The 24,191-nt window shown below is 57.0% G+C and carries 23 protein-coding genes and 3 pseudogenes; 13 read left to right on the forward strand and 13 right to left on the reverse strand.

The genetic code is table 11. The features are described from left to right. Window positions 1–8 precede the first annotated feature (8 nt). The 8 genes and pseudogenes from AB7M29_RS02630 to AB7M29_RS02665 form a co-directional block, all read left to right on the forward strand. On the forward strand, window positions 9–632 hold the full coding sequence (locus tag AB7M29_RS02630) for a hypothetical protein (RefSeq protein WP_217856920.1): 624 nt from the start codon (window positions 9–11) through the stop codon (window positions 630–632). 142 nt (window positions 633–774) lie between these two features. Further along, window positions 775–1,614: pseudogene (locus AB7M29_RS02635) on the forward strand (RHS repeat-associated core domain-containing protein); the annotation flags it as partial. Between the two features lie 5 nt (window positions 1,615–1,619). Beyond that, window positions 1,620–2,249 carry a hypothetical protein gene (locus AB7M29_RS02640; RefSeq protein ID WP_454246271.1) on the forward strand — a complete coding sequence of 210 codons (630 nt, stop codon included), beginning with the start codon at window positions 1,620–1,622 and terminating at the stop codon, window positions 2,247–2,249. A gap of 161 nt (window positions 2,250–2,410) precedes the next feature. Further along, window positions 2,411–3,013, forward strand: a complete 603-nt coding sequence (locus AB7M29_RS02645; protein WP_454246272.1) for an imm11 family protein — start codon at window positions 2,411–2,413, stop codon at window positions 3,011–3,013. 40 nt (window positions 3,014–3,053) lie between these two features. After that, window positions 3,054–3,269, forward strand: a pseudogene (locus AB7M29_RS02650) (hypothetical protein); the annotation flags it as partial. Continuing rightward, entirely contained in the window at window positions 3,253–3,687 is a 435-nt protein-coding gene (locus tag AB7M29_RS02655) for a tetratricopeptide repeat protein (RefSeq protein WP_217856923.1), read from the forward strand. The pseudogene AB7M29_RS02650 and the gene AB7M29_RS02655, both read left to right, overlap by 17 nt. Before the next feature lie 67 nt (window positions 3,688–3,754). Further along, window positions 3,755–4,234, forward strand: coding sequence for a competence protein ComJ (gene comJ, locus AB7M29_RS02660; protein ID WP_454246273.1), 480 nt, complete (start codon window positions 3,755–3,757; stop codon window positions 4,232–4,234). A gap of 546 nt (window positions 4,235–4,780) precedes the next feature. Beyond that, window positions 4,781–4,891 (forward strand): annotated as a pseudogene (locus tag AB7M29_RS02665) (DUF6124 family protein); the annotation flags it as partial. 454 nt (window positions 4,892–5,345) lie between these two features. Here AB7M29_RS02665 and AB7M29_RS02670 read toward each other — a convergent pair. From AB7M29_RS02670 to AB7M29_RS02690, 5 genes are all read right to left on the reverse strand, one after another. Beyond that, window positions 5,346–6,620, reverse strand: coding sequence for a glycoside hydrolase family 68 protein (locus AB7M29_RS02670; protein WP_217856925.1), 1,275 nt, complete (start codon window positions 6,618–6,620; stop codon window positions 5,346–5,348). 102 nt (window positions 6,621–6,722) lie between these two features. Then, complete coding sequence (locus AB7M29_RS02675; RefSeq protein ID WP_454246274.1) at window positions 6,723–6,980, reverse strand: hypothetical protein; 258 nt, start codon at window positions 6,978–6,980, stop codon at window positions 6,723–6,725. Between the two features lie 63 nt (window positions 6,981–7,043). Beyond that, window positions 7,044–7,319 (reverse strand): HU family DNA-binding protein, encoded by a 276-nt coding sequence (locus tag AB7M29_RS02680; protein ID WP_003213368.1) that lies wholly within the window; start codon window positions 7,317–7,319, stop codon window positions 7,044–7,046. A gap of 191 nt (window positions 7,320–7,510) precedes the next feature. Continuing rightward, window positions 7,511–8,659, reverse strand: coding sequence for an NAD(P)/FAD-dependent oxidoreductase (locus tag AB7M29_RS02685; RefSeq protein WP_454246275.1), 1,149 nt, complete (start codon window positions 8,657–8,659; stop codon window positions 7,511–7,513). A 19-nt stretch (window positions 8,660–8,678) separates the two neighbouring features. Next, window positions 8,679–8,846 (reverse strand): rubredoxin, encoded by a 168-nt coding sequence (locus AB7M29_RS02690; RefSeq protein ID WP_186611382.1) that lies wholly within the window; start codon window positions 8,844–8,846, stop codon window positions 8,679–8,681. A gap of 201 nt (window positions 8,847–9,047) precedes the next feature. Here AB7M29_RS02690 and AB7M29_RS02695 point away from each other — a divergent pair, with 201 nt between their 5' ends. Further along, window positions 9,048–9,611: a chorismate--pyruvate lyase family protein gene (locus AB7M29_RS02695; protein ID WP_454246276.1), complete on the forward strand. Its 564-nt coding sequence runs from the start codon at window positions 9,048–9,050 to the stop codon at window positions 9,609–9,611. Continuing rightward, on the forward strand, window positions 9,611–10,501 hold the full coding sequence (gene ubiA, locus AB7M29_RS02700; protein ID WP_454246277.1) for a 4-hydroxybenzoate octaprenyltransferase: 891 nt from the start codon (window positions 9,611–9,613) through the stop codon (window positions 10,499–10,501). Before AB7M29_RS02695 ends, ubiA begins: the two co-directional genes overlap by 1 nt. 67 nt (window positions 10,502–10,568) lie before the next feature. On the opposite strand, the gene AB7M29_RS02705 is transcribed toward ubiA, so the two are convergent. Further along, on the reverse strand, window positions 10,569–10,955 hold the full coding sequence (locus tag AB7M29_RS02705; RefSeq protein ID WP_454246278.1) for a COG4315 family predicted lipoprotein: 387 nt from the start codon (window positions 10,953–10,955) through the stop codon (window positions 10,569–10,571). Between the two features lie 152 nt (window positions 10,956–11,107). Here AB7M29_RS02705 and phoB point away from each other — a divergent pair, with 152 nt between their 5' ends. The 3 genes from phoB (at window position 11,108) to AB7M29_RS02720 (ending at window position 14,622) form a co-directional block, all read left to right on the forward strand. Beyond that, complete coding sequence (gene phoB / locus AB7M29_RS02710) at window positions 11,108–11,797, forward strand: phosphate regulon transcriptional regulator PhoB (RefSeq protein WP_008007735.1); 690 nt, start codon at window positions 11,108–11,110, stop codon at window positions 11,795–11,797. Between the two features lie 74 nt (window positions 11,798–11,871). Then, window positions 11,872–13,158, forward strand: a complete 1,287-nt coding sequence (gene phoR, locus AB7M29_RS02715; protein WP_454248692.1) for a phosphate regulon sensor histidine kinase PhoR — start codon at window positions 11,872–11,874, stop codon at window positions 13,156–13,158. 123 nt (window positions 13,159–13,281) lie between these two features. Beyond that, a complete protein-coding gene (locus AB7M29_RS02720; protein WP_217856932.1) occupies window positions 13,282–14,622 on the forward strand; it encodes a hemolysin family protein in 1,341 nt (446 codons plus the stop codon). A gap of 142 nt (window positions 14,623–14,764) precedes the next feature. On the opposite strand, the gene AB7M29_RS02725 is transcribed toward AB7M29_RS02720, so the two are convergent. The 7 genes from AB7M29_RS02725 to AB7M29_RS02755 form a co-directional block, all read right to left on the reverse strand. After that, window positions 14,765–15,661 (reverse strand): peptidoglycan DD-metalloendopeptidase family protein, encoded by an 897-nt coding sequence (locus AB7M29_RS02725; RefSeq protein ID WP_454246279.1) that lies wholly within the window; start codon window positions 15,659–15,661, stop codon window positions 14,765–14,767. 208 nt (window positions 15,662–15,869) lie between these two features. Beyond that, window positions 15,870–16,823 (reverse strand): response regulator, encoded by a 954-nt coding sequence (locus tag AB7M29_RS02730; protein WP_217856934.1) that lies wholly within the window; start codon window positions 16,821–16,823, stop codon window positions 15,870–15,872. Between the two features lie 165 nt (window positions 16,824–16,988). After that, a complete protein-coding gene (gene phoU, locus AB7M29_RS02735; RefSeq protein ID WP_007896483.1) occupies window positions 16,989–17,750 on the reverse strand; it encodes a phosphate signaling complex protein PhoU in 762 nt (253 codons plus the stop codon). 71 nt (window positions 17,751–17,821) lie between these two features. Then, the gene (pstB, locus tag AB7M29_RS02740) at window positions 17,822–18,655 is read right to left on the reverse strand and encodes a phosphate ABC transporter ATP-binding protein PstB (protein ID WP_095052363.1); all 834 of its coding nucleotides are present in this window, start codon (window positions 18,653–18,655) and stop codon (window positions 17,822–17,824) included. Between the two features lie 179 nt (window positions 18,656–18,834). Beyond that, window positions 18,835–20,505 (reverse strand): phosphate ABC transporter permease PstA, encoded by a 1,671-nt coding sequence (gene pstA, locus AB7M29_RS02745; protein ID WP_454246280.1) that lies wholly within the window; start codon window positions 20,503–20,505, stop codon window positions 18,835–18,837. A 15-nt stretch (window positions 20,506–20,520) separates the two neighbouring features. Beyond that, window positions 20,521–22,554, reverse strand: coding sequence for an ABC transporter permease subunit (locus tag AB7M29_RS02750; protein WP_217857062.1), 2,034 nt, complete (start codon window positions 22,552–22,554; stop codon window positions 20,521–20,523). 441 nt (window positions 22,555–22,995) lie between these two features. Continuing rightward, window positions 22,996–23,994, reverse strand: a complete 999-nt coding sequence (locus tag AB7M29_RS02755; RefSeq protein ID WP_217856936.1) for a phosphate ABC transporter substrate-binding protein PstS — start codon at window positions 23,992–23,994, stop codon at window positions 22,996–22,998. Window positions 23,995–24,191: the final 197 nt, after the last annotated feature.

A 24,191-nucleotide genomic window follows, 5' to 3' on the forward strand; every position in this document is an offset into this window, starting at 1 on the left:
ATTCCCCCATGAAGGACTTTTTATGCGCACGACTCAACGAATATAAGGATAAATACTCAGAGCTTATATCGTCTATGGAGAAAAACTACAAAACGACAATCTGGGGCATGGGGATCATGCCTTCCTATTCGCCGGCCCCCTATATGTCGGAGCTCCAGGGATGTAAGCCTGGACGCTTTCTAAAAAAAGATTCCGAGCCAGACAAAAACAGGCAATGTTACTTCTTAAATAAAGATAACAACATAATAGGCGAGTTGAAATTTGCGAAATACGTAACAATTAAAAAGCAATGGATTGTTTATAGAAGGTTTTTTTTGCATGAGGCCGATCAAATCCTTGAGCTTACATTCGGCAGTGAGCTAAACGGCAACCTAGAGGCCAACCTTGACTCGGTTTCCCTTATTAAGTTTCTGAATGACAAAGCTACAGGGCATTACTGCTTGAACAACACGGGAGAATACTCCGAAACCCTTTATAAATATAACGCCGATAAAATCACTTCGATTACTGAAAAAATATGGCGAAGCACCTTCACGGAAAGATCTTATGAGATCAATCACGCAGGTGATTCCCTAACCATTTTTGAAGTACTTACGGACAATAGCAAACTGAAAATTTATCCTGAGGAATGATTGACGAGATCAAACTCTTGACGAGCAAGTATTTACCCACACTTGAAGACTCAGAGCATTCGAGAGGCGGCCGTACTCTAGGGTTATTTATTACCATCCAAGATGGCGGCTCCACCCAGCCCAACATTCACGGAAACGATGCTTCACCTGGGACGGCCTGCGTCTGTTGCAGGAGCATCGCCATCAACAGACCAGCCTCTACCTCTACGAAGACGAAGGTTACGAACCGCTGGCCCGTGTCGACGGCACCGGCCCGCTGCAAAAAATCCGTTATTACCACAACGACCTCAACGGCCTGCCGGAACAGCTCACCAAGGCGGACGGCCACAACGTCTGGCAGGCGACTTATCGGGTGTGGGGCAACACGTTAGAAGAGGTGCGCGAGCCGTATTACATTGAAGAGCAGAACCTGCGGTTTCAGGGGCAATACCTGGACCGGGAGACGGGGCTGCATTTCAATACGTTCAGGTTTTATGACCCGGATGTGGGTCGGTTTACGACGCCGGATCCGATTGGGTTGGTGGGGGGATTGAACCTCTATCAATATGCGCCAAACCCTCTGACGTGGATGGACCCATGGGGATGGGCATGCAAAAGCGCAGTCAGTGGCAATAAAGGCCGAACCAAGGCGATTCATGACCTTAAGCGAAATGGGTTTAAGGTCGTCGCAGAAGAAGTCACCATGAAGGTCAATGGGAAACGTATCCGGGCTGACTTCGTAGCTAAGGACCGAAACGGAAAGCTGCACGTATTTGAAGTGAAACACGGCACCGGGAAGTTGACCCCCAACCAAACCGACTCCAAAGTCTTCGACATGACTAAGCCGGCCAACACAACACAACATTTGGGAGGGGGCACGATAAAACCTTCGGCCGGCACGCAGGGTACATTCAAGGTTGATACCAAAGGAAAGCCGGGGGTGCCGCTGGGTGGGAAAGGCACACAGCACAATGCAACCTTCAATCTTTTAATTTACAAGTGAACATAATGAGCATAGAAATTCGTAAAAGCTTGGAAGCAGAATTACTGGAAGCGCTAAAAAAGACAACGTCGCCCCACTTGGACCTGAAAGCAAGCAAAAATAAACTTGGCCTACTTATCTCCAAGGAAAAGCTCGGGGAGATTTACATACAGCATTTGACCAAGGCCGACGGCTATTATGCGGGCCTGGAGGTTTATACATGCGAGGCATTTAGCTTCTGCACAAACCAATCACCTCCCTATCAGAGCCGACTGTTGAACTCATCTTTCTTGTCGAAAAGATCATTGTCGGAAGAAACAAAACAGTTTGGTGACGAGCTGGGCGGCATCATTAAAACCCCATCTCCTGATGAAATAAGCGCAACAGTCCAAAAAATAAACGAGCGACTGATAAAATTTTACCTGTCAAAGGCAGAAAACTGCATCCTTGGCACGCCCTCATTAATTGGTGACGTATTGGCCGAACCTGACAACTATGCATACCCCTTTCTGACCGCATTATTTGCAGCGCAAAAAAATGACCTGAGCCTGGACTCAGACGCCTTCAAAAAAGTCCTCGCAACCAAATCAATATTCGGAAACAAACAATTCGATCTGGCTTTGGCAAATAAAATTCTGGGGGCAGGTAACAAGTAGGCCCCCAAAGAACTGTTCACCGAGATGGTACCTGTCGGACGGTCCTTAGTAGGGTGAAAAAGCTGCTGGTGGAAAGACTTCATTAAAAGCATAGATACCCTGTGGCGAGGGCTGCCCGAAGGCCGGACGGCCGGTGCTTATTACGACCAGGAAAATCAAACATGATCTTAAGTTGGAAAGCTCCTACTTATTACAGCGAACAACTGATCGGCTCGTATGACATCGAAAGCGGTTCTTATGAAACCGCCGGTTCGAATTTTGACTACCTGTCATTGTTGGCGGGAAAACCCTACCCATTGAATATGGACAAACCAAAGGTCTATTTTCCGTGCAAGAAAGAAAAACTGCTTACGTATGACTGCCTATGGCTACTTGGGGGAGTCCCACTAGTCACTGAGCGACTTGCAGATTTTCTCACCCATCAATCTGCTCAGCTCATTCAGCCTGCTGTCGTCATTGCAGATGGGGAAGAGGTCGACGAAACTTTTTTCATAGTGAATGCAATCAATACCGTCAACGCGATAGATCAAGGGCAATCTGTCGCTGAACGGGACGATGATGGATCGATCATCTATTTCACTAAAACCTGGTTCCTGGACAATGCTGCGGGAATGCGCGGGATCGCTCGTGAGCCAGAGTCGGGAGACCTTCTGATCTCTCAGCAGTTGGCCGATTCTATGATCGAGAAAAAATTCAAAAGCAACAAAGGCTTGGGTTTCTATATTGCCAACCGCACGTTTGTCCCTTATAAAAATCAGGCCTAGGCTTCTGGCCCCCATGATGATCGACATTTTTAGGGGCGACTCTGGGCTGGTGGTGCACAACGAACTGCTGACCTATCAGGACAAACGTTACCTCTATGACGCGTTTGGCCGGATGATCGAAGAACGCAGTACTAAACGGAGCGTGCAGCGCTTCGGTTACGACACCGAGAGTCGGTTGATTGAAGTGCGCAATGAAAACGGCAGCGTGGTCACATCTACCATAAATACAGAACTATCATATGAAAAACTTGGCAGATAAAAACCCCACGTTGGCAGATGAAATAATGGCCATCATGGCCTCGGGCAATGAGCTCGATGAGCAAAACAAAAAAAATGAAGCCCAGGCCTTGTACAAAAAAGCATGGGACTTACTTCCTGAGCCAAAACTTGAATGGACACCTTTGTCGTCATGGGTCACAGGTTCTTTTTTCAACCTGCACTTCGACAACGGTGACTTCGAGACCGCTAAAGATTGGGCGCAAAAGACCCTGGATGGCCGGGAGTCAGATATCGATACAGGTCCGCTGATCAACTTGGGAATGGTCTACTTTGAACTGAAAGATTATTCACAGGCTTATAAATACTTTGACGATGCCTATAGCTTCGGTAAGGCACGAGCCTTTCAAGAAAGACCAAAAAAATATCTGAAGTTCTATTTAGAGAAAAAAGCCTAACCAAGGTCTAGGGCTCTAGGGCCGACGCGTCGAAGAAAACGAGCAGGATGTCGATCGAGGTTTACAGATGAAAAAGATAGCTCAAACTGTGGACCTATTAATCTCCCACAGCCAAATTCAATTCCGCTCACGGGACTTCGACGAAACCTCAAGCCAATGGGGCAAGATTAACTTGGCGCAGGGTGCGGTCCTCCATAGCGACTATGTTGTGTTTGACCCTCTACCCGAAGATGCTTTCGGGGCAAACGTGCACCTGAAACTGGAAGACAGTTTCAACCTCGACCCCTCCACCCAGCGCTGCATCGTCGTGCCATTTCATGTCACGGATCCCGGTCATGTGGAAATTGCATCCGCTGCTGAAAAATTCAAGGTCGAGCTTGATCTAGAGAAACGCGACTATGCGTTGTACTTCGAGGTTTGCGAAGGTGAAGAAATCTTTTACAAAATCACTCTAGTCCCATCAGACAGCAAAGCTCCAGCCAGGTACCTGCTGGACGATCCTTGGGGCGGCGAGAAAGACAAGGTACTGGTAGAGGGAGTTCGTTAGAAGTTCATCTCTGCTCCAACAAAAATGGGCACCTGATCCAGTTGGTGTGCCCATTTTTTCCAGCTCGCGCTCATCATGCTCTCTCGCTATCCGGTCAGTCGCCAAATCAACAAGGAAGTACTAATGCTTTCTGCCTGACGATTACGCAGACAACCCCAATCCTGATCAAAAATGGTTTTCCAGTCGGTCCCACGCCAATGCCTGACAGTGCTTGTTTAAAAGCCTTGTAGGTAACGTCGTGAAAGCTACAACACCTTGCGTCGTTGCCTACGGCTACGCCAGAATCCGCCGGCTTGTGCGCCTTGGGGCCGGTCGGTAACTTGATTCCCGTCACTGCCCATCAGTGATCGGGTTTAGTAGCCCGTCGTAGTTAAGTCGTACAAGTACTCATCAGTCAGGGTCTTAACCCTGCGCTTGATGGTAGCTGTGCGTAGGGCGCTCTCGGGCGCGCCGATTTCTTAGCTCGTCGGTCTACTAACCTGCGTACAGCTGCCTCCATTTCGTTTAGTAGCGGACCGGTCGCAGCCTCATTCAGAGAGAGCTACGCTCAGCCGCATGGCCGATGGCGTGCATTTGTTGGTAGAACGAGCGCTGGATCATCTGGATGAGCCGGAGATGGCGGCGATTCTCGCCAGGAAACAAAGCCGAGTCAGTTGATCCACCAGGAAAGAAAGTACTCCGCCCCCATAAAAAATGGTTCTTCCCGGAAAACCGTGAAGAACCTTTTTATTGGTGCACCAGGCATGGCGAATAGCGCCGTGACTGGCGCTGTTTGGCTCACTGTGGTGGTGAGTTGGATGACTTGGAGGTAGAAGCCCTTTACACACCCCGCAAGAGGGGGTGTTAGCCAGAGGCAAGGGTGTCGCGGGTGACTGCGAATCTGAAGGAAACGCAAGACAAAATGCTGGCCTGACGAACAGGAGGCGGTAGCGGAGGGAAGATACCCGTTACTGGCTGCATCCTTGCAGCCAGTAACGAAGGGCTGTTACTACACATTATTCAATGGGGCTTGCGATCAACGTCGCAGTGAATCAGGCGGGATATCTCGATCATATCCACAACGGTTTTTTCATCGACCTCAAACCCGCTGCCTGAAAGCCCTGTATCGCTATTATTTGAGCGTGACGTCTAGCATCGGCGGGATATAGCCGTAGTCGTACTCGGCCACCACGAACGTCTGCTGCCCTTTTATCTTCATGCCCACCGTCGGTGCCTCAGTGCCGCCGATACGAATCTGCGTGCCGGTTGCATCGGTCGGTACGCTGTCGATAAAGGAGGTCACCAGGCCGTTGGGCATCACATAGTGCGAGTAGGTCTGGAACGGCTGAGAGGACGGGTTGCCCAGCACCAGGCCGGAACCGTTCAACGGCACGTAAGGGCCGAACAGCGAATCCGCGACAAAACCGTACACCCCGTCCGGCCCGGTCACACCGTCGGCATAGGTGAACGTATGGCTGATGGTGAACAGGTAGTACTTGCCGTCCTGGAACACGAAGTGCGGACGTTCCGTCTGGTCGTTGACCCCCACGGCGGTCAGCAGCGGCGGTAGCATTTCCCAGTCGTCGCCGTCCGCGTCACGGGCCACGGCGATGCCGACACAGGCAGTCTGAAAGCGCGAGTTGCCGACGTTCTCATAACCCGGCGGCACATCGCCAATTTCCGCTTCGCCCACCTTGTGCGAGCCGCGCTCGCCGGCCACGTTGCCCTCGAACAGCATATACAGCTTGCCGTCCTTCGGGTCGCGGAATGGCCATGGATCACGGAAGCCCCAAAAGGAGTTCTGTGCTTCGGTCTGGTACATCTTGCCGTCGGCCTCGAACAGCGGCTTGACCTTCTCGAAGCCAACCATGCTGACGCCATGTTCGGTGGTCACCACCCGGCCCCGCACCTTGACGATGGTCGCGCCCGGGGTGACAGCGGTGTAATACAGGTCCACCTCACCCTGGTCGTTCAACAGGATCGGCGTACCGGCCCATTCGCGAGCGGTCGGCGAAACCCCTTCAGCCATCACACGGCCGCCGAGTTTCCAGTCCTTGCCGGTACGAGAAAACCAGTAGTACATCTTTGCCCGACCGTGGCGGTCGTTCCAGTCGCGAGTGATGTCGTAGTTGCCGTTCTCGTCGATGTACTCCGGGTCGTTTGGATGACGATCGGCAGTCAGGGTGAAGATCACCGACCAGCCATCGACGGACGTCACGTTACCGTCCAAGTCGCGCAGCGGCATGGTGTCCCAGATGAACACTTCGTTGCTCAATACCGGGAAATCCGCGCTGACCAGCGGCTGAGTGGTGGTGGGATCGTCCGCACGGACTTTCAACGCATCAGCGCGGGTCCAGAGGCTGGATTGATGGGGCGTTTTGCCGAATTTTTCAGTGTTGCTTTTCATAGGGTATTACCTCGTCCATGAATGGATTCGAATAAATATTCGATCAAAAAAATACTGTATATGCATACAGCAAATTAACTTTAAGAGACTCAATCTTCCGGGTCAAGAAAAAAATGCATTTGTGCATAATTTGATATTTTTCTGAAGCTGATACGTTTCAGCTTGCGAGGTTTCTAGAAGTTTTTTCTCGACCAGTTCGGCGACGTTGCTTGCAAAAGAGGTGCTTTGAACCGCTGGTCGGTCGAGGGGCGCGTCACTGATGCAACGGGCGGAAGCAGGCCTGGGTGGATCAGTCAACTGAGTCGGCGCATCCTGCGCAAAGCCCAGCACAAGGCCGTGAAGAACAAAAAAAATGGGCACCCAACCTCGTTGGCGTGCCCATTTTTTATCCCGCTAACCCGCTATGCGGGAAGTCGGTGCGTGTTACGGATTAACGCTGTCTTTCAACGACTTGCCTGGCTTGAACGCAACAGTGTTGCTGGCCTTGATTTTGACTGGCTCACCGGTCTGCGGGTTTTTGCCTGTACGTGCACCGCGATGGCGTTGCAGGAAGGTCCCGAAGCCCACCAGCGTGACGCTGTCTTTGCGGTGCAGAGCGCCGGTGATTTCTTCGAGAACGGCGTTGAGAACGCGGTTGGCCTGCTCTTTGGTGAGGTCTGCTTTTTCCGCAATTGCAGCGGCGAGTTCTGGTTTACGCATTAGTGAAGCCCCTTTGACGGTTTTTTGTTGTTATGTCCGTGCTGTTCTCGTGGAACAGCGCCTAAGGCGCCGCAGGTGCTCTACTCTGCGGCAGACGGGAGTGAGAATGGCACGCGCTTTAGAGCGGCGCCAGTCTCCCCGCGACCTTTGTGGGGGCAAAAGCGGGGTGATTCCGACAGAACGACCGCTATTTACGCCAGCAAGGCTGGAAGCTCTTTGTTCAGGGCGAGTTTTTCCATCACCGCCGCGCCTGTCAGGGCATAACCCAGCAGTTTGCCGGCGCTGTCGCGGCACAACACCTTGATGTCCGCGCCCTGCCCTTCGACCGTCCAGACGCCCTCCACGCCCCGTGGCGGCGGCGAAACCACCAATGGGCAGACCGGGGTTTTCACGGTGATTGGCATCGGGCCATAACTCACTGCTGTAGGGTTGCCGGCGAGGGTTAGGGCCAGCGCTCTCGCACAGTTCATGAGGGGCATGACGTACAACAGATTCAGCCCATCGACCTCGGCGCAGTCGCCCAAGGCATAAATGTTGGCGTGAGAAGTTTTCAGGTGACGGTCGACCACCACGCCACGGTTGACCTGCAGCCCGGCAGCGGCCGCCAGGTCGATGCGCGGACGCAGACCAATGGCCGACACCACCACATCGCACGGGATGACCTGGCCATCGGACAGATGCGCTTCCAGGCCATCAGCCACTCGTTGCAGGCGATTGAGCACCGGCCCGAGGTGGAAGCGCGCGCCCAGGCTTTCCAGGCCGGCCTGGACCGCAGCGGCCGCCGCTGGGTGCAACAAGGTCGGCATGACCTGTTCGCACGGTGCAACCAGTTGCACCTCGTAACCACCGAGGATGAGATCGTTGGCGAATTCGCAGCCGATCAAACCGGCGCCCAGCAGCAATACCCGACGCTTGCCGGCCGCAGCCGCGCGAAAGCGTGCGTAGTCTTCAAGATCATTGATCGGGAAAACGGCATCCGCCGCGTCGCCTTCGATCGGCACCCGCACGGTTTCCGCGCCCCACGCCAGGATCAGGTCACGGTAGATCACCGCTTCTTCGCCGATCCACAGGCGTTTATGGCCCGGATCGATACCGCTGATGCGCGTGTGGGTGCGCACTTCGGCTTTCAACTGCTCGGCCATGGCGCCCGGTTCGGCCATGCTCAGGCCATCGGCATCTTTATTCTTGCCGAAGCCGGTGGAGAGCATCGGCTTGGAGTAAGAGCGTCCGTCATCTGCAGTAATCAACAGCAGCGGGGTTTCGCCATCGAGTTTGCGAAACTCCCGGGCCAGGTTGTAGCCAGCCAGCCCAGTGCCGACGATCACGACAGGTGCGTTCATTCCCTTACTCCTTGGATTCTTAGTTGATTTCGATCATTTCGAAATCCATCTTGCCCACGCCGCAGTCCGGGCACAGCCAGTCTTCCGGCACGTCCTGCCACAGCGTGCCCGGCGCAATGCCGTCGTCCGGCCAGCCCTCGGCCTCGTTATAAATCAGGCCGCAGACCACACATTGCCACTTTTTCATTCAGGTACTTCCTCAGGATTCAGGCTTTTGCCGGCGCGAACGGTCGATCGGTAAAGTGTTGCCGTCCGGCTCAGGGGCGTTTTGTACTGATCGGGCCCGGCAGATGCAAGCCTGTTCGGCGTAACGGCAGGCGGGATCAATCAATATCGGTGCCTGACATGGTAAGCTCGCCGCCTCATTTGCTGCCAATAATGACTCACTGTGCCGCACTCAAAATCCCCCTCCGCGACACCGATTTGGCTCCCTCGAAGCCAACTGACGCCCCTCCCCGACACGTCTACGCTCGATTGGCTGTTCGATGAAGGGTCGCTGACCCGGCGCTTGATCCGCCTGTCGAATGATGGCTTCAGCGTCACGCCGCTGTTCGAAGGTTGGCAATCGCTGCGCGCCGATGAATGTGCTGCGCTGGAGCTGGCCGAAGGCAGTGAAGGCTGGGTGCGCGAGGTGTATTTGCGCGGTCACGGTGAAGCCTGGGTGTTTGCCCGCAGCGTGGCGGCGCGTAGCGCGTTGCAGGGCGACGGATTACATATGGATGAATTGGGCAGCCGCTCGCTGGGCGAATTGCTGTTTTGTGATCAGGCATTTCAGCGCCGGGCCATCGAGGTTTGTCACTATCCTCAAGCATGGTTGCCGGTGGATGCTCAGGCGCCGGGACTGTGGGGCCGGCGCTCGCGTTTCGACCGCGGCGCCTTGAGTGTGCTGGTGGCCGAGATTTTCCTGCCGACCTTGTGGAACGCCACCCGCGCCCATCCGGAGAATTGCTGATGTACCAGAGCCTGCTCAAGTCCCTGAACCGCGTTAATCCTCGGGCCTGGGATTTCATTCAGCTGACCCGCATGGATAAGCCGATCGGCATTTACTTGCTGCTGTGGCCAACGTTGTGGGCACTCTGGATTGCCGGTGAAGGATCGCCTTCATTGGCCAATATCGTGATTTTCGTGCTCGGGGTGGTACTGACCCGTGCCGGCGGTTGCGTGATCAACGATTGGGCAGACCGCAAGGTCGATGGCCACGTGAAACGCACCGAACAACGGCCGTTGGTGAGTGGCAAGATCAGCTCGAAAGAAGCGCTGGTGTTCTTCGCAGTGCTGATGGGCGTGAGCTTTTTGCTGGTGCTGTGCACCAATGCGATGACTGTATGGCTGTCGCTGGGCGGCTTGGCCCTGGCCTTCAGCTACCCGTTCATGAAGCGCTACACCTATTACCCACAAGTGGTACTGGGCGCGGCCTTCTCCTGGGGCATGCCGATGGCATTCACCGCCGAAACCGGTGAACTGCCGGCGGCGGCCTGGTTGCTGTGGATCGCCAATCTGTTATGGACCGTGGGCTACGACACCTATTACGCCATGACCGACCGTGATGACGACCTGAAGATCGGGGTGAAATCCACTGCGATTCTGTTTGGCGACGCCGACAGGGTGATTATTCTGACCCTGCAGGGCTTGGCGTTGGGATGCCTGCTGCTGGCGGGTTCGAAATTCCAGCTCGGCGGCTGGTTCCACCTCGGGTTGCTGGCGGCGGCGGGTTGTTTTGCGTGGGAGTTCTGGTACACCCGCAGCAAGGACCGGATGCGCTGCTTCCAGGCGTTTTTGCACAATCACTGGGCCGGATTGGCGATTTTTGTCGGGATTGTGCTGGATTACGCCACTCGCTGAGTAACCCACATCTTCGCGTAGCCGCTACCGAACCCAGGCTTCGGCAGCGGCTACAACCTTGAGCCGGTTACTTTTGCGACTCATGGACGACGTGCCAGACGTCCTTCATGCCGTCACCCTTCATTTCGCCAGGCTTTTCATCTTTCTTAAAGAGATACAGCGGCTTACCGTCATAAGCCCATTGCATCGTGCCGTCATCCCGTTTGATTGGCGTAAATTTGCCTTCGGCCTTGGCGCCTGCCGGGGCCATCATCGGTGGCCAGTTCTTGGCGCAATCATCGTTACACATCGACTTGCCGCCGGTGTCCTTGTCGAACGTGTAAACGGTCATACCCTTATGGTCGACCATCATGTCGCCTTTCATCATCGCCGGTTCGGCGGCGAAAGCCATCGTCGGAAAAATCAAGGCAGCGGCCAGCATCAGGGTTTTGAAGGAAAAAGTGTGCGATGTCATGGAAACCTTCCTTTTGTGGTTGTCAGGATTCGGACTTAGAGCTTAGTTCAGGATCACGACAATCGCAGGACGGCTAAAATACTGTCACACGACTGCAATAATTCCGTTATCTAATGCGGCGCAAGACAGTTAAATGACAAGAGGATTAACGCATGGTTGGCAGGAGCATTCTGATCGTCGACGACGAAGCGCCCATTCGCGAAATGATCGCCGTTGCGTTGGAAATGGCCGGCTATGATTGCCTGGAGGCGGAGAACTCGCAGCAGGCCCATGCCATTATCGTCGACCGCAAACCGGACCTGATCCTGCTCGACTGGATGCTGCCCGGCACTTCCGGCATCGAGCTGGCCCGCCGCCTCAAGCGCGATGAGCTGACCGGGGATATCCCGATCATCATGCTCACGGCCAAGGGCGAAGAGGACAACAAGATCCAGGGCCTGGAAGTCGGCGCTGACGACTACATCACCAAACCGTTTTCCCCACGCGAGCTGGTGGCGCGCCTGAAAGCCGTACTGCGCCGCGCCGGCCCGACCGATGGCGAATCGCCGATCGAAGTCGGCGGCCTGCTGCTGGACCCGATCAGCCACCGAGTGACCATCGACGGCAAACCTGCCGAGATGGGCCCGACCGAATACCGCTTGCTGCAATTTTTCATGACCCACCAGGAACGTGCCTACACACGCGGCCAGTTGCTGGATCAGGTCTGGGGCGGCAATGTCTATGTCGAAGAGCGCACGGTCGATGTGCACATCCGTCGCCTGCGCAAAGCCCTCGGCGATGCCTACGAAAATCTGGTACAAACCGTGCGCGGCACTGGCTACCGGTTTTCCACCAAGGCCTGAGCCGACCGCCAGACTCGCTGACAAGGACGCATTTTTCCGTGAACCAAAACTGGCATGGCACCCTGATTCGCCACATGCTGTTGCTGGTCACCGCCTGCTTGGTGATCGGTCTGATTTCCGGCTACTACGGCTGGAGCCTCGCCGTGGGCCTGGGCCTTTATCTGGCCTGGACCCTCAAGCAACTGCTGCGTCTGCACGAATGGCTGCGCCTGCACAAACCCGATGAGGCTCCGCCCGATGGCTATGGCCTGTGGGGCGAAGTGTTCGACAGCATCTACCACCTGCAACGCCGCGACCAACGGGTGCGCGGGCGCTTGCAAGCAGTGATTGACCGGGTCCAGGAATCCACCGCGGCGCTGAAAGACGCGGTGATCATGCTCGACAGCGACGGCAACCTGGAATGGTGGAACCGCGCCGCCGAAACCCTGCTCGGTCTCAAGACTCCCCAAGACAGTGGCCAGCCCGTAACCAACCTGGTGCGCCATCCGCGCTTCAAGGAATACTTCGAGCAGAACAGCTACGCCGAGCCGTTGGAAATTCCTTCGCCGATCAATGATCGCCTGCGCATTCAGCTGTACATCACCCGCTACGGCAACAACGAACACTTGATGCTGGTGCGCGACGTGACGCGCATCCATCAGCTGGAACAGATGCGCAAAGACTTCATCGCCAACGTGTCCCACGAGCTGCGTACGCCGCTGACGGTGATCTGCGGCTACCTGGAAACGCTGCTTGATAACGTCGAGGAAGTGAACCCGCGCTGGACCCGTGCGCTGCAGCAGATGCAGCAGCAAGGCGGGCGCATGCAGACCTTGCTTAACGATTTGCTGTTGCTGGCCAAACTGGAAGCCACTGATTACCCGTCGGATAACCAACCGGTGGCCATCGACAGCTTGCTGCAATCGATCAAGGGCGATGCTCAGCAGCTGTCCGGTCAACGCAATCAGCACATCACCCTGGAAGCCGATCCGACGATTCTGCTCAAGGGCAGCGAAGCCGAATTGCGTAGCGCGTTTTCCAACCTGGTGTTCAACGCAGTGAAATACACACCGGCCGAGGGCAATATTCGCATTCGCTGGTGGGGCGACGATCAAGGCGCACACCTGAGCGTGCAGGATTCGGGTATCGGCATCGACAGCAAACACTTGCCGCGCCTGACTGAACGCTTCTACCGCGTCGATTCCAGCCGCAACTCAAACACCGGCGGCACCGGGCTGGGACTGGCCATCGTCAAACACGTGTTGCTGCGCCATCGGGCACGTATGGAAATCAGCAGTGTGCCGGGCCATGGCAGCACGTTTACCTGCCATTTTTCGCCAGCCCAGGTCACCAAATCCCGCGTCATCAGCGCCGCCGACTGATACCGGCCAGCACTCGCCACTAGGCAATCACTCAGTCAGCCGCTACATTGGCTGACTTGTGCCTGCCCTTCAGGCACCGCATTTCCTTCTTTTTTGAATACACGGAACCCGCAAAACTCCATCATGGACCCATCCCCTGGCTTGACCCTCGCGACACTCTTCGCCGATTTCGGCATGATTCTTTTTGCTCTGATCCTGGTTTTGCTCAACGGCTTTTTCGTTGCGGCGGAATTTGCCATGGTCAAATTGCGCTCGACCCGGGTCGAGGCCATCGCTGATAAAAACGGCTGGCGCGGACACATTCTGCGCACCGTTCACAGTCAGCTCGATGCTTATCTCTCGGCCTGCCAGCTGGGTATCACCCTCGCCTCCCTGGGCCTCGGTTGGGTCGGTGAACCGGCATTCGCGCACCTTCTCGAGCCGATACTCAGCGCCATTGGCGTAGAGTCCGCCGAAGTGGTCAAGGGCGTATCGTTCTTCACCGCGTTCTTCATCATTTCGTACCTGCACATCGTGGTCGGCGAACTGGCCCCCAAATCCTGGGCCATCCGCAAACCCGAGCTGCTGTCGCTCTGGACGGCCGTGCCGCTGTACCTGTTCTACTGGGCCATGTACCCGGCCATTTACCTGCTCAACGCCAGTGCCAACACGATCCTGCGGATCGCCGGCCAAGGTGAACCCGGCCCGCATCACGAGCACCATTACAGCCGTGAAGAACTGAAACTGATCCTGCACTCCAGCCGTGGCCAGGACCCGAGCGACCAAGGCATGCGCGTTTTGGCTTCGGCGGTGGAAATGGGCGAGCTGGAAGTGGTCGACTGGGCCAACTCCCGGGAAGATCTGGTGACGCTGGAGTTCAACGCGCCGCTCAAGGAAATCCTGGCGATGTTCCGTCGCCACAAGTTCAGCCGCTACCCGGTGTATGACAGCGAGCGCCAGGAGTTCGTCGGCCTGCTGCACATCAAGGATTTGCTGCTGGAACTGGCGGCCCTGGATCACATTCCCGAGTCGTTCAACCTCGCCGAGCTGACCCGCCCGCTGGAGCGCGTGTCTCGTCACATGCCGCTGTCGCAATTGCTGGAACAGTTCCGCAAGGGCGGCTCGCATTTCGCTCTGGTCGAGGAAGCCGACGGCAACATCATCGGCTACCTGACCATGGAAGACGTGCTGGAAGTGCTGGTAGGCGACATTCAGGACGAACACCGCAAGGCCGAACGCGGAATCCTCGCGTATCAGCCGGGCAAACTGCTGGTGCGGGGCGATACGCCGCTGTTCAAGGTTGAACGCCTGTTGGGCATCGATCTGGACCACATCGAAGCCGAAACCCTCGCCGGGCTGGTCTACGAAACCCTGAAACGGGTGCCGGAAGAGGAAGAAGTGCTGGAAGTCGAAGGCTTGCGCATCATCATCAAGAAGATGAAAGGGCCGAAGATTATTTTGGCGAAGGTGTTGATGCTGGATTAATGCCCTGATCCAGATCCGCGTCGATCCCTTCGCGAGCAAGCCCGCTCCCACACTTGATCGGCGTCGAACCCTATTTATGTGATCGACGCATAACAAGTGTGGGAGCGGGCTTGCTCGCGAATACGTCAGCCCAGCCAACCCATCACTGCTTGCCCAACGCAAAATTGGGCAACGCGCCTACCGGTTGATTGAACTGGTACGGAATCGATACCAGCCCCAACCCGGTATTGCGCTGCACCACAAAGTGCAGGTGCGGGCCGCTGCTATTGCCGGTGTTGCCCGACAGCGCCAGCGCACTGCCCACCACCACTCGCTGACCTTCCCGTACGCTGACCGAGCCTTTCTTGAGGTGCAGGTACACGCCCATGGTCCCGTCATCGTGCAACACACGCACGAAGTTGCCCGACGGATCATTGCCGCGCCCGGTCTGGCCATTTTCGGTTTTCACCACCATCCCGCCGCGCGCCGCGATGATCGGCGTGCCTTCGGGCATGGCAATGTCCATCGCATAACGGTTCTTCGGCCCGTAATGGCTATATTGGCCATTGGCGCCCTGACTCAGCCGAAACGGCCCACCACGCCAGGGCAACGGATATCGATAGGCCATGGCGGACCCTGCAGGGTCGCCCAGGGAATATTCGAACCTCGGGGTATACGTCAGCGGCCTTCCGGCCTTCGTCGCCTTGAGCAGCGCCAGACGAATGTTACTGCGCGCCGGTAGAACACGACGAATCGGTCGGCTCGGCGCGCCGCTGACGTTATTCAACCCGGCAAAACTCAGCTCGATCTCGACCGGCGCATACAGATCGTTGCGCACAAACACACTGTCCATGCCCCTCTGCTTCTTGATATCGAGGTACACCTGCCGCTCAAGGCGCTCGACCATCCGGTCCCGAAAAACGAACACCTTCGCGCCTTTGGTGGGGCGGTCGCTGTAAGAGACCACGCCACTGGCATTGGTGGACCTGTAGATCGTCATGGCCACAACCGAGGTGGAGGCCAGGAACAGACCACAGAAAAACAGCAGGCGCGCGAGCATGGGCAAGATTCTGTCGAGTAAGGCCTGGAAAGGAGCCTAGCAGCTGAAATGGACCAGCGTTGTCGGCAGATGTTTCAAAATGGGCTGTTCGGGAGAGGTGCGGCGAGTTCGATGGCCCTATCGCGAGCAGGCTCGCTCCCACATTGGAATGCATTTCAATGTGGGAGCGAGCCTGCTCGCGATGAGTTTGGGTCAGGCAACGCCAGGCTTACGCGCCGGGTACGAAATGCTTCTGCGCGGTACCGCGGGCGATCAGGCGGGAGATGTAGTCGAGCTTCTGCGCATCCTGGTCGACAAAGCGGAAAGTCAGTTGCAGCCATTCGCTGTCAGGTTTCGGCTCGAAGGCGACGATGGCGTGCAGGTAGCCGTTGAGACGGGCGATTTCAGCGTTATCGCCCTGCTCCAGGTCGAGCACGGCGCTGTCGAGGACTTGCGGCAGGGTATCGGTGCGTTTTACTACCAGCAGCGCTTCCTTAATGCTCAAGGCCTTGATCACGCATTGCTGGGTGCCACTCGGCAGGCGCAGTTGGCCTTGGCCACGACCACCAGCCGATGCAGCAGCAGAGGTAGCAGGTGCCTTGACCGGCGGGCTGTTGAGGAGGCCGCGAGACGGTGCGGCAGCCGGGGCTGGTGCGGCGGCGGCAGGTTTGGCGAATGGGTTGACCGGTGCCGCCGATGGCGCGACCACGGCTGCCTTGCCGCCAGTGAGCGCGCTAAGGGAGTCGTTGCCGAACGCCGAGTTCATTTTGGTCGGCGCGCTGTTCATCAAGGTGTCGAGCTTGCCGACCTTGTTCAGTGCCTGCTTGACCTTGGTCAGCAGCTGTTCGTTGGTGAACGGTTTGCTGACGTAGCCGGAAACCCCGGCCTGAATCGCCTGGACGACGTTCTCTTTGTCGCCACGGCTGGTGACCATCACGAACGGCATGGTCTTGAGGTTGTCCTGCTCGCGGCACCAGGTCAGCAGTTCCAGACCGGACATTTCCGGCATTTCCCAGTCGCACAGAACCAGGTCGAACGCTTCTTTGGCCAGCATGGCCTGGGCCTTTTTACCGTTGACTGCATCTTCGGTCCGGATTCCCGGGAAGTAGTTGCGCAGGCACTTCTTCACCAGGTCACGAATGAACGACGCATCGTCCACGACCAACACACTGATCTTGCTCATCCAACACCCCTTTAAAAATCCCGGCAAGCATAACGCTGGCTGATGGCACTTTGCCAAAACTCTTCAGTCACGCCGGGACTTTTCGTTCGCGGGTGCTGCTTTTTCATCCAAAAACCACAAACAAAAACGCCCGGCCAAAGGGCCGGGCGCTTTTCTTGGGCAATCTTACTTATCGTCAGCTTTGCCCGGAACATTAGCGGTTTCGGCACTTGTGCCTTCAACTTCTTCCTTCATGCGCTTGAGGCCCAAGTGACGCACGTCAGTGCCGCGCACCAGGTAAATCACCAGTTCCGAGATATTGCGCGCGTGGTCGCCGATCCGCTCCAGGGAACGCAGCACCCAGATAATGCTCAAGACCCGCGAGATAGAGCGTGGGTCTTCCATCATGTAGGTAGCGAGTTCACGCAATGCGGTCTTGTATTCGCGGTCGATGATCTTGTCGTATTGCGCCACCGACAACGCCAGGTCGGCATCGAAGCGGGCAAACGCATCCAGAGCATCGCGAACCATGTTGCGCACCTGGTCGCCAATGTGGCGAACCTCGACATAACCGCGTGGCGCTTCGCCTTCTTCGCACAACTGGATGGCACGACGGGCGATCTTGGTGGCTTCGTCGCCGATGCGCTCCAGATCGATCACCGACTTGGAGATGCTGATGATCAAACGCAAGTCCGACGCCGCCGGCTGACGACGGGCCAGAATGCGCAGGCATTCTTCGTCGATGTTGCGTTCCATCTGGTTGATCTGGTCGTCGATCTCACGCACTTGCTGGGCCAGACCGGAGTCGGCCTCAATCAGCGCGGTGACCGCGTCGTTGACCTGCTTTTCCACCAGCCCGCCCATGGCCAGGAGGTGGCTGCGAACTTCCTCCAGCTCAGCGTTGAACTGCGCGGAGATGTGATGGGTAAGGCCTTCTTTACTAATCATGTTGGCGTCCTTGGAGCGTCCGGTAAGGTGCGGTGGACCGCAGCGTCAGTTCAATGAGCAACCACGGCTTCCTAGCCGTAACGACCGGTGATGTAGTCTTCGGTCTGCTTCTTCGCCGGATTGGTGAACAGGGTATCGGTGTCGCCGAATTCCACCAGTTTGCCCATGTACATGAATGCCGTGTAGTCGGAAACCCGCGCGGCCTGTTGCATGTTGTGGGTCACGATAACAATGGTGAACTTGGATTTCAGTTCGTAGATCAGCTCTTCGACTTTCAGCGTGGAGATCGGGTCGAGTGCCGAACACGGTTCGTCGAGCAGCAGCACTTCCGGCTCCACGGCGATGGTGCGGGCAATCACCAGACGTTGCTGCTGACCACCAGACAGGCCGAGTGCCGACTCGTGCAGACGGTCTTTGACCTCATCCCACAGCGCCGCGCCTTTCAACGCCCACTCGACAGCTTCGTCGAGGATGCGTTTCTTGTTGATGCCCTGGATGCGCAAACCGTAAACCACGTTTTCGTAGATGGTTTTCGGGAACGGGTTAGGCTTCTGGAACACCATGCCGACCCGGCGACGCAGCTCGGCCACGTCCTCGCCCTTGCGATAGATGTTGTTGCCGTAGAGGTTGATCGCGCCGTCGACGCGGCAGCCATCCACCAGGTCGTTCATACGGTTAAAGGTGCGCAGCAACGTGGACTTGCCGCAGCCGGACGGGCCGATGAAGGCGGTCACGCGCTGTTTCGGGATGTTCATGCTGACGTCGAACAGCGCTTGTTTGTCGCCGTAGAACAGGCTCAGGCCCGGTACTTCGATGGCCACGGTTTCCTGCTCAAGGCTCAGGCTCTGTTTGTCGCGGCCCAAGGCCGACATGTTGATGCCGTGAGTATGTGCTTCGTGCTGCATGGGAGGCTCCCTGTGCTAACAAATTCGGTTCGGGACGCCGCTTCGCAGCATGCCCAATAAATGTTCGGTTGGACGCGATCTAGTGTGGGAGCGGGCTTGCTCGCGAAGAGGTCAGCACATTCAACATCAATGTTGCCTGACCTACCGCTTTCGCGAGCAAGCCCGCTCCCACATGGAAATCAGCTATCCAGCGCTTTGTATTTCTCGCGCAGATGGTTACGGATATAAACGGCCGACAGGTTCAATGTCGCGATCACCAGTACCAGCAGCAGCGCCGTGGCATACACCAGCGGCCGCGCGGCTTCGACGTTCGGGCTCTGGAAGCCGACGTCATAAATGTGGAAGCCCAAGTGCATGATCTTCTGGTCCAGGTGCAAGTACGGGTAGTTGCCATCCAGCGGCAGCGACGGCGCCAGTTTCACCACACCCACCAGCATCAGCGGCGCCACTTCACCGGCGGCACGGGCCACGGCGAGGATCATGCCGGTCATCATTGCCGGGCTGGCCATTGGCAGCACGATCTTCCACAAAGTTTCGGCCTTGGTCGCGCCGAGGGCCAACGAGCCTTCGCGCACGGTGCGAGGAATCCGCGCCAGGCCTTCTTCAGTGGCCACGATCACCACCGGCACCGCCAGCAGTGCCAGGGTCAGCGAAGCCCAGAGCAGACCCGGCGTACCGAAGGTCGGTGCCGGCAGTGCTTCAGGGAAGAACAACCGGTCGACCGAACCGCCGAGCACATAGACGAAGAAGCCCAGACCGAACACGCCGTAAACAATGGCCGGAACACCCGCCAGGTTGTTCACCGCGATGCGAATCAGCCGCGTCATCGGTCCTTGCCGTGCATATTCACGCAGGTAAACCGCCGCCAGAACGCCGAACGGCGTCACGATCATCGCCATGATCAGAGTCATCATCACGGTGCCGAAAATCGCCGGGAAAATCCCGCCTTCGGTGTTGGCTTCACGCGGGTCATCACTGAGGAATTCCCAGACCTTGCTGAAGTAGAAGCCGATCTTGGTGAAGGTGCCCATGGCGTTCGGCTGGTAGGCGTGAACCACTTTACCGATGCCGATTTCGACCTCTTTACCGTTTGCGTCGCGAGCGGTCAGGCTGTCGCGGTTGAATTGAGCATGCAGATCATTCAGGCGCGCTTCGATTTCCTGATAACGCGCATTCAGCTCGGCGCGTTCGGACTCCAGGTCCGCTTGGGCGGCAGCGTCGAGATGGCCGGCCAGTTCCAGTTTGCGACCGTGCAGACGCACACGTTCAAGGCCGGCGTTGATCGCGCCGATGTCGACCTTTTCCAGGGTCTTGAGCTGTGCGGCGAGCTGGTTGACGCGATCCACGCGCGTCTGCAACTCAGGCCATGCGGCCTCGCCTTCAGCAATGACTTTGCCGTCCTGCTTAACGTTGACCAGGTAGCCGTAGAAGTTGCCCCACTCACGACGCTCGATAGCCATCAGCTCGGGTGGAGTCTTCTGGTTGGTCAGCCACTCGCCGACAATCCAGGTGAAGTCAGTGCCGTTCAGATCACGGTTGCCGACCTTGATCAGCTCGCGGGTCATGAACTCCGGGCCCTGATCGGGCACCGGCAGGCCAGCGCTTTTCAGGCGCTCGCGTGGCACTTCTTCCTTCTGCACCACTTCGCCGATGACGAGGTGATTGGCTTGGCCTGGCACGTCGTAACTGGCGTGGACCAGGTCCGCCGGCCAGAAGTGACCCAGACCGCGCACGGCAATCACCGCCAGCAGGCCAATGGTCATGATGACCGCAATGGACACCGCGCCACCGCTGATCCAGACGCCTGGGGCGCCGCTCTTGAACCATCCATTCAGGGAGTTCTGTTTCACAGACTTCTACCTTTCTTAAAGCGACGAGTATTTCTTGCGCAGACGCTGACGAATCAGTTCCGCGAGGGTGTTCATGATGAAGGTGAACAACAGCAGCACCAGCGCCGAGAGGAACAGCACGCGGTAGTGGCTGCCGCCCACTTCTGACTCAGGCATTTCCACCGCAACGTTGGCTGCCAGGGTGCGCAGGCCTTCGAACAGGTTCATTTCCATGACCGGGGTGTTACCGGTGGCCATCAGCACGATCATGGTTTCACCGACCGCACGGCCCATGCCGATCATCAGCGCGGAGAAAATGCCCGGGCTGGCGGTGAGGATCACCACGCGGGTCATGGTCTGCCACGGCGTGGCACCGAGGGCCAGGGAGCCCAGGGTCAGGCCGCGAGGCACACTGAACACGGCGTCTTCGGCGATGGAATAGATGTTCGGAATAACCGCGAAGCCCATGGCCAGACCGACCACCAGAGCATTGCGCTGGTCGTAGGTAATCCCTAAGTCGTGGGAGATCCACATGCGCATGTCACCGCCGAAGAACCAGGTTTCCATGTACGGGCTCATGTACAGCGACAACCAGCCCACAAACAGAATCACCGGGATCAGGATCGCGCTTTCCCAGCCGTCCGGCACTTTCAGGCGGATGGATTCAGGCAGGCGACTGAAGACGAAACCCGCCACCAGAATGCCGATCGGCAAGAGCATCAGCAGGCTGAAGATGCCGGGCAAATGCCCTTCGACATAAGGTGCGAGGAACAGGCCGGCGAAGAAGCCGAGGATCACCGTCGGCATCGCTTCCATCAGCTCGATCACCGGTTTGACCTTGCGACGCATGCCCGGGGCCATGAAGTACGCGGTGTAGATCGCAGCGGCGACGGCCAGTGGCGCGGCCAGCAGCATCGCGTAGAACGCAGCTTTCAGGGTACCGAAGGTCAGCGGCGAGAGGCTCAGCTTGGGTTCGAAGTCGGTATTGGCCGCGGTCGATTGCCAGACGTATTTAGGCTCGTCGTAGTTCTCGTACCAGACCTTGCTCCACAACGCGCTCCACGAGACTTCCGGGTGCGGGTTGTCGAGCAGCAACGGTTGCAGCTTGCCGCCCTGCTCCACGATCACGCGGTTGGCCCGTGGCGACATGCCGAAAAGGCCTTGGCCGTCGACCACCTGATCCACCAGTAAAGTGCGGTGAGCGGTGCTGTGGAACACGCCGAGTTTGCCGGACGCGTCGAGGGCAACGAAGCCTTTGCGACGCTCTTCGGCGGTGATTTCAACGATCGGCGCAGTGCCCATCTGGAAGGTACGAATCTGCTTCAGACGCTGCTCACCATCCGGGTCGCGAGCCATGAACCATTGGGCGAGACCGCCCTTGGAGTCACCGACGATCAGCGAGATACCGCCCAACAATTGTGTAATAGCGGTGACTTCGGCATTGCCGTCTTCAAGCAACTTGTAGCGCCCGTTCAGGCTCTTGTCGCGCAGACTGAAAACGTCGGCCTGAGCGCGACCATTGACCACGTACAACCACTGCTGACGCGGGTCGATGAAGATGTTCTTCACCGGCTCGGTCATTTGCGGCAGCTCAACGCGCTTCTGCTCGTTGGTGACTTCGCCGGTCATCATGTTTTCTTCGCTGGTCAGCGACAGGACATGCAGCTGCGCAGCCGTGGAGCCGGCCAGCAGCAGGGTCGAATCGGCAGCGTTGAGGCTGACGTGCTCCAGAGCGCCGCCCGCCTCGTTCAGCACGATTGGCGTTTCGCCGTACGGGTATTCAATGGCCGGCGAGATGGTTTTCTTGCCATCCGGGTAGCTGACTTTATACGTGTGACGGAACACCAGCGCCTGACCGTTGGACAAACCCACCGCCACCAATGGCTGGCCAGGTTGATCTTCACCGATGGAGGTTACGCTGGTGCCAGCCGGAATCGGCAGGTCGACGCGGCGCAGTTCGGCGCCAGTGTCGATATCAAAGAACAATGCCTGGCCCCTGTCGGAAACCCGCATGGCGACCTGGTTCTGCTCTTCGAGGGAAATCATCAGCGGCTTGCCGGCGTCTTGCATCCAGGCGGGCGTGATGGCGTCTTTGGCGGTCAGGTCGGCACCCTGGAACAGTGGCGCGACGACGTAGCCGAGGAAGAAAAAGATCAGGGTGATCGCGCCAAGAACGGCGAGGCCGCCGACGAGGACGTACCAGCGGGTCAGGCGATCTTTCAGCGCACGAATACGGCGCTTGCGTTGCAGCTCAGGCGTATTGAAGTCAATTCGCTTGGGGGGATTTGTAGTCATGGTGGAGTTGGCCAGATCATTCATGCGCACACCCTAGCGATCCTGTATGACAGAAAGATGACAATGCAGTGACGCAACAAATCCGCCGCCTGTGGAAACTGGCAGTGGATCGGAAATTTGGGAGGGCCGGGTTGCCATCGTGGCAACCCTGAGCCTGTGCAGGAGCGAGGCTTGCTCGCTCCTGTACAGGTCCGGGTTTAGCCCGGACCTAGGGTTTTACTTTTTTGCGACGTTACCGCCTTCCTGCAGACCCAGGTCAGCCAGTGCTTTTGCAGCAACCTTGGCTGGCAGCGGGATGTAGCCGTCTTTCACAACCACTTCCTGACCCTGTTTGGACAGAATCAGTTTCACGAACTCGGCTTCCAGCGGGGCCAGAGGCTTGTTCGGGGCCTTGTTGACGTAAACGTAGAGGAAACGCGACAGCGGATACTTGCCGTTCAAGGCGTTTTCTTCAGTATCTTCAACGAACTCGGTGCTGCCTTTCTTGGCCAGGGCCACGGTTTTCACGCTGGCGGTCTTGTAGCCGATGCCCGAGTAACCGACGCCGTTCAGCGAGGAGCTGATCGATTGCACGACCGAAGCCGAACCCGGTTGTTCGTTGACGTTTGGCTTGAAGTCACCTTTGCACAGGGCTTCTTCCTTGAAGTAGCCGTAAGTGCCGGATACCGAGTTACGACCGAACAGCTGAACCGGCTTATTGGCCAGGTCGCCGGTCACGCCCAGGTCACCCCAGGTTTTCACGTCGGTTTTACCGCCACACAGGCGCGTCGAAGAGAAGATCGCGTCGACCTGTTCCATGGTCAGGTGCTTGATCGGGTTGTCTTTGTGTACGAACACCGCCAAGGCATCCACAGCAACCGGGATAGCGGTTGGCTTGTAGCCGTACTTGGTTTCGAAGGCTTGCAGCTCGTTGTCCTTCATCTTGCGGCTCATCGGGCCCAGGTTAGCGGTGCCTTCAGTCAGCGCAGGTGGCGCGGTAGAAGAACCGGCAGCCTGAATCTGAATATTTACGTTCGGGTATTCTTTTTTGTAGTTCTCAGCCCAAAGGGTCATGAGGTTAGCCAGGGTATCGGAGCCGACGCTGGACAGGTTGCCCGACACACCAGTGGTCTTGGTGTAGCTCGGGATAGCAGGGTCAACAGCGGCAACCGCGTTGGCAGTCGCAACGCCAGCAGCGACAAAAGTCATTGCCGCCATCAAACGCTTCAGTTTCATGCCTTACTCCTAGCAGATAGGTGTGTTAAGTCGGGGCCAAGTATCAGCAGGCCGTGTGAACACTCTATGGCTGAAATATGACAATTGGATGAAAGGCCAGCATTTGGTTTTACAAGATGATTCGCGTCGCCTTCATCGCGAGCAGGCTCGCACCCACAGGGGATCTGCGGTGAATACAGAACCCATGTGGGTGCGAG

The sequence above is a fragment of the Pseudomonas sp. F-14 TE3623 genome (assembly GCF_053629015.1).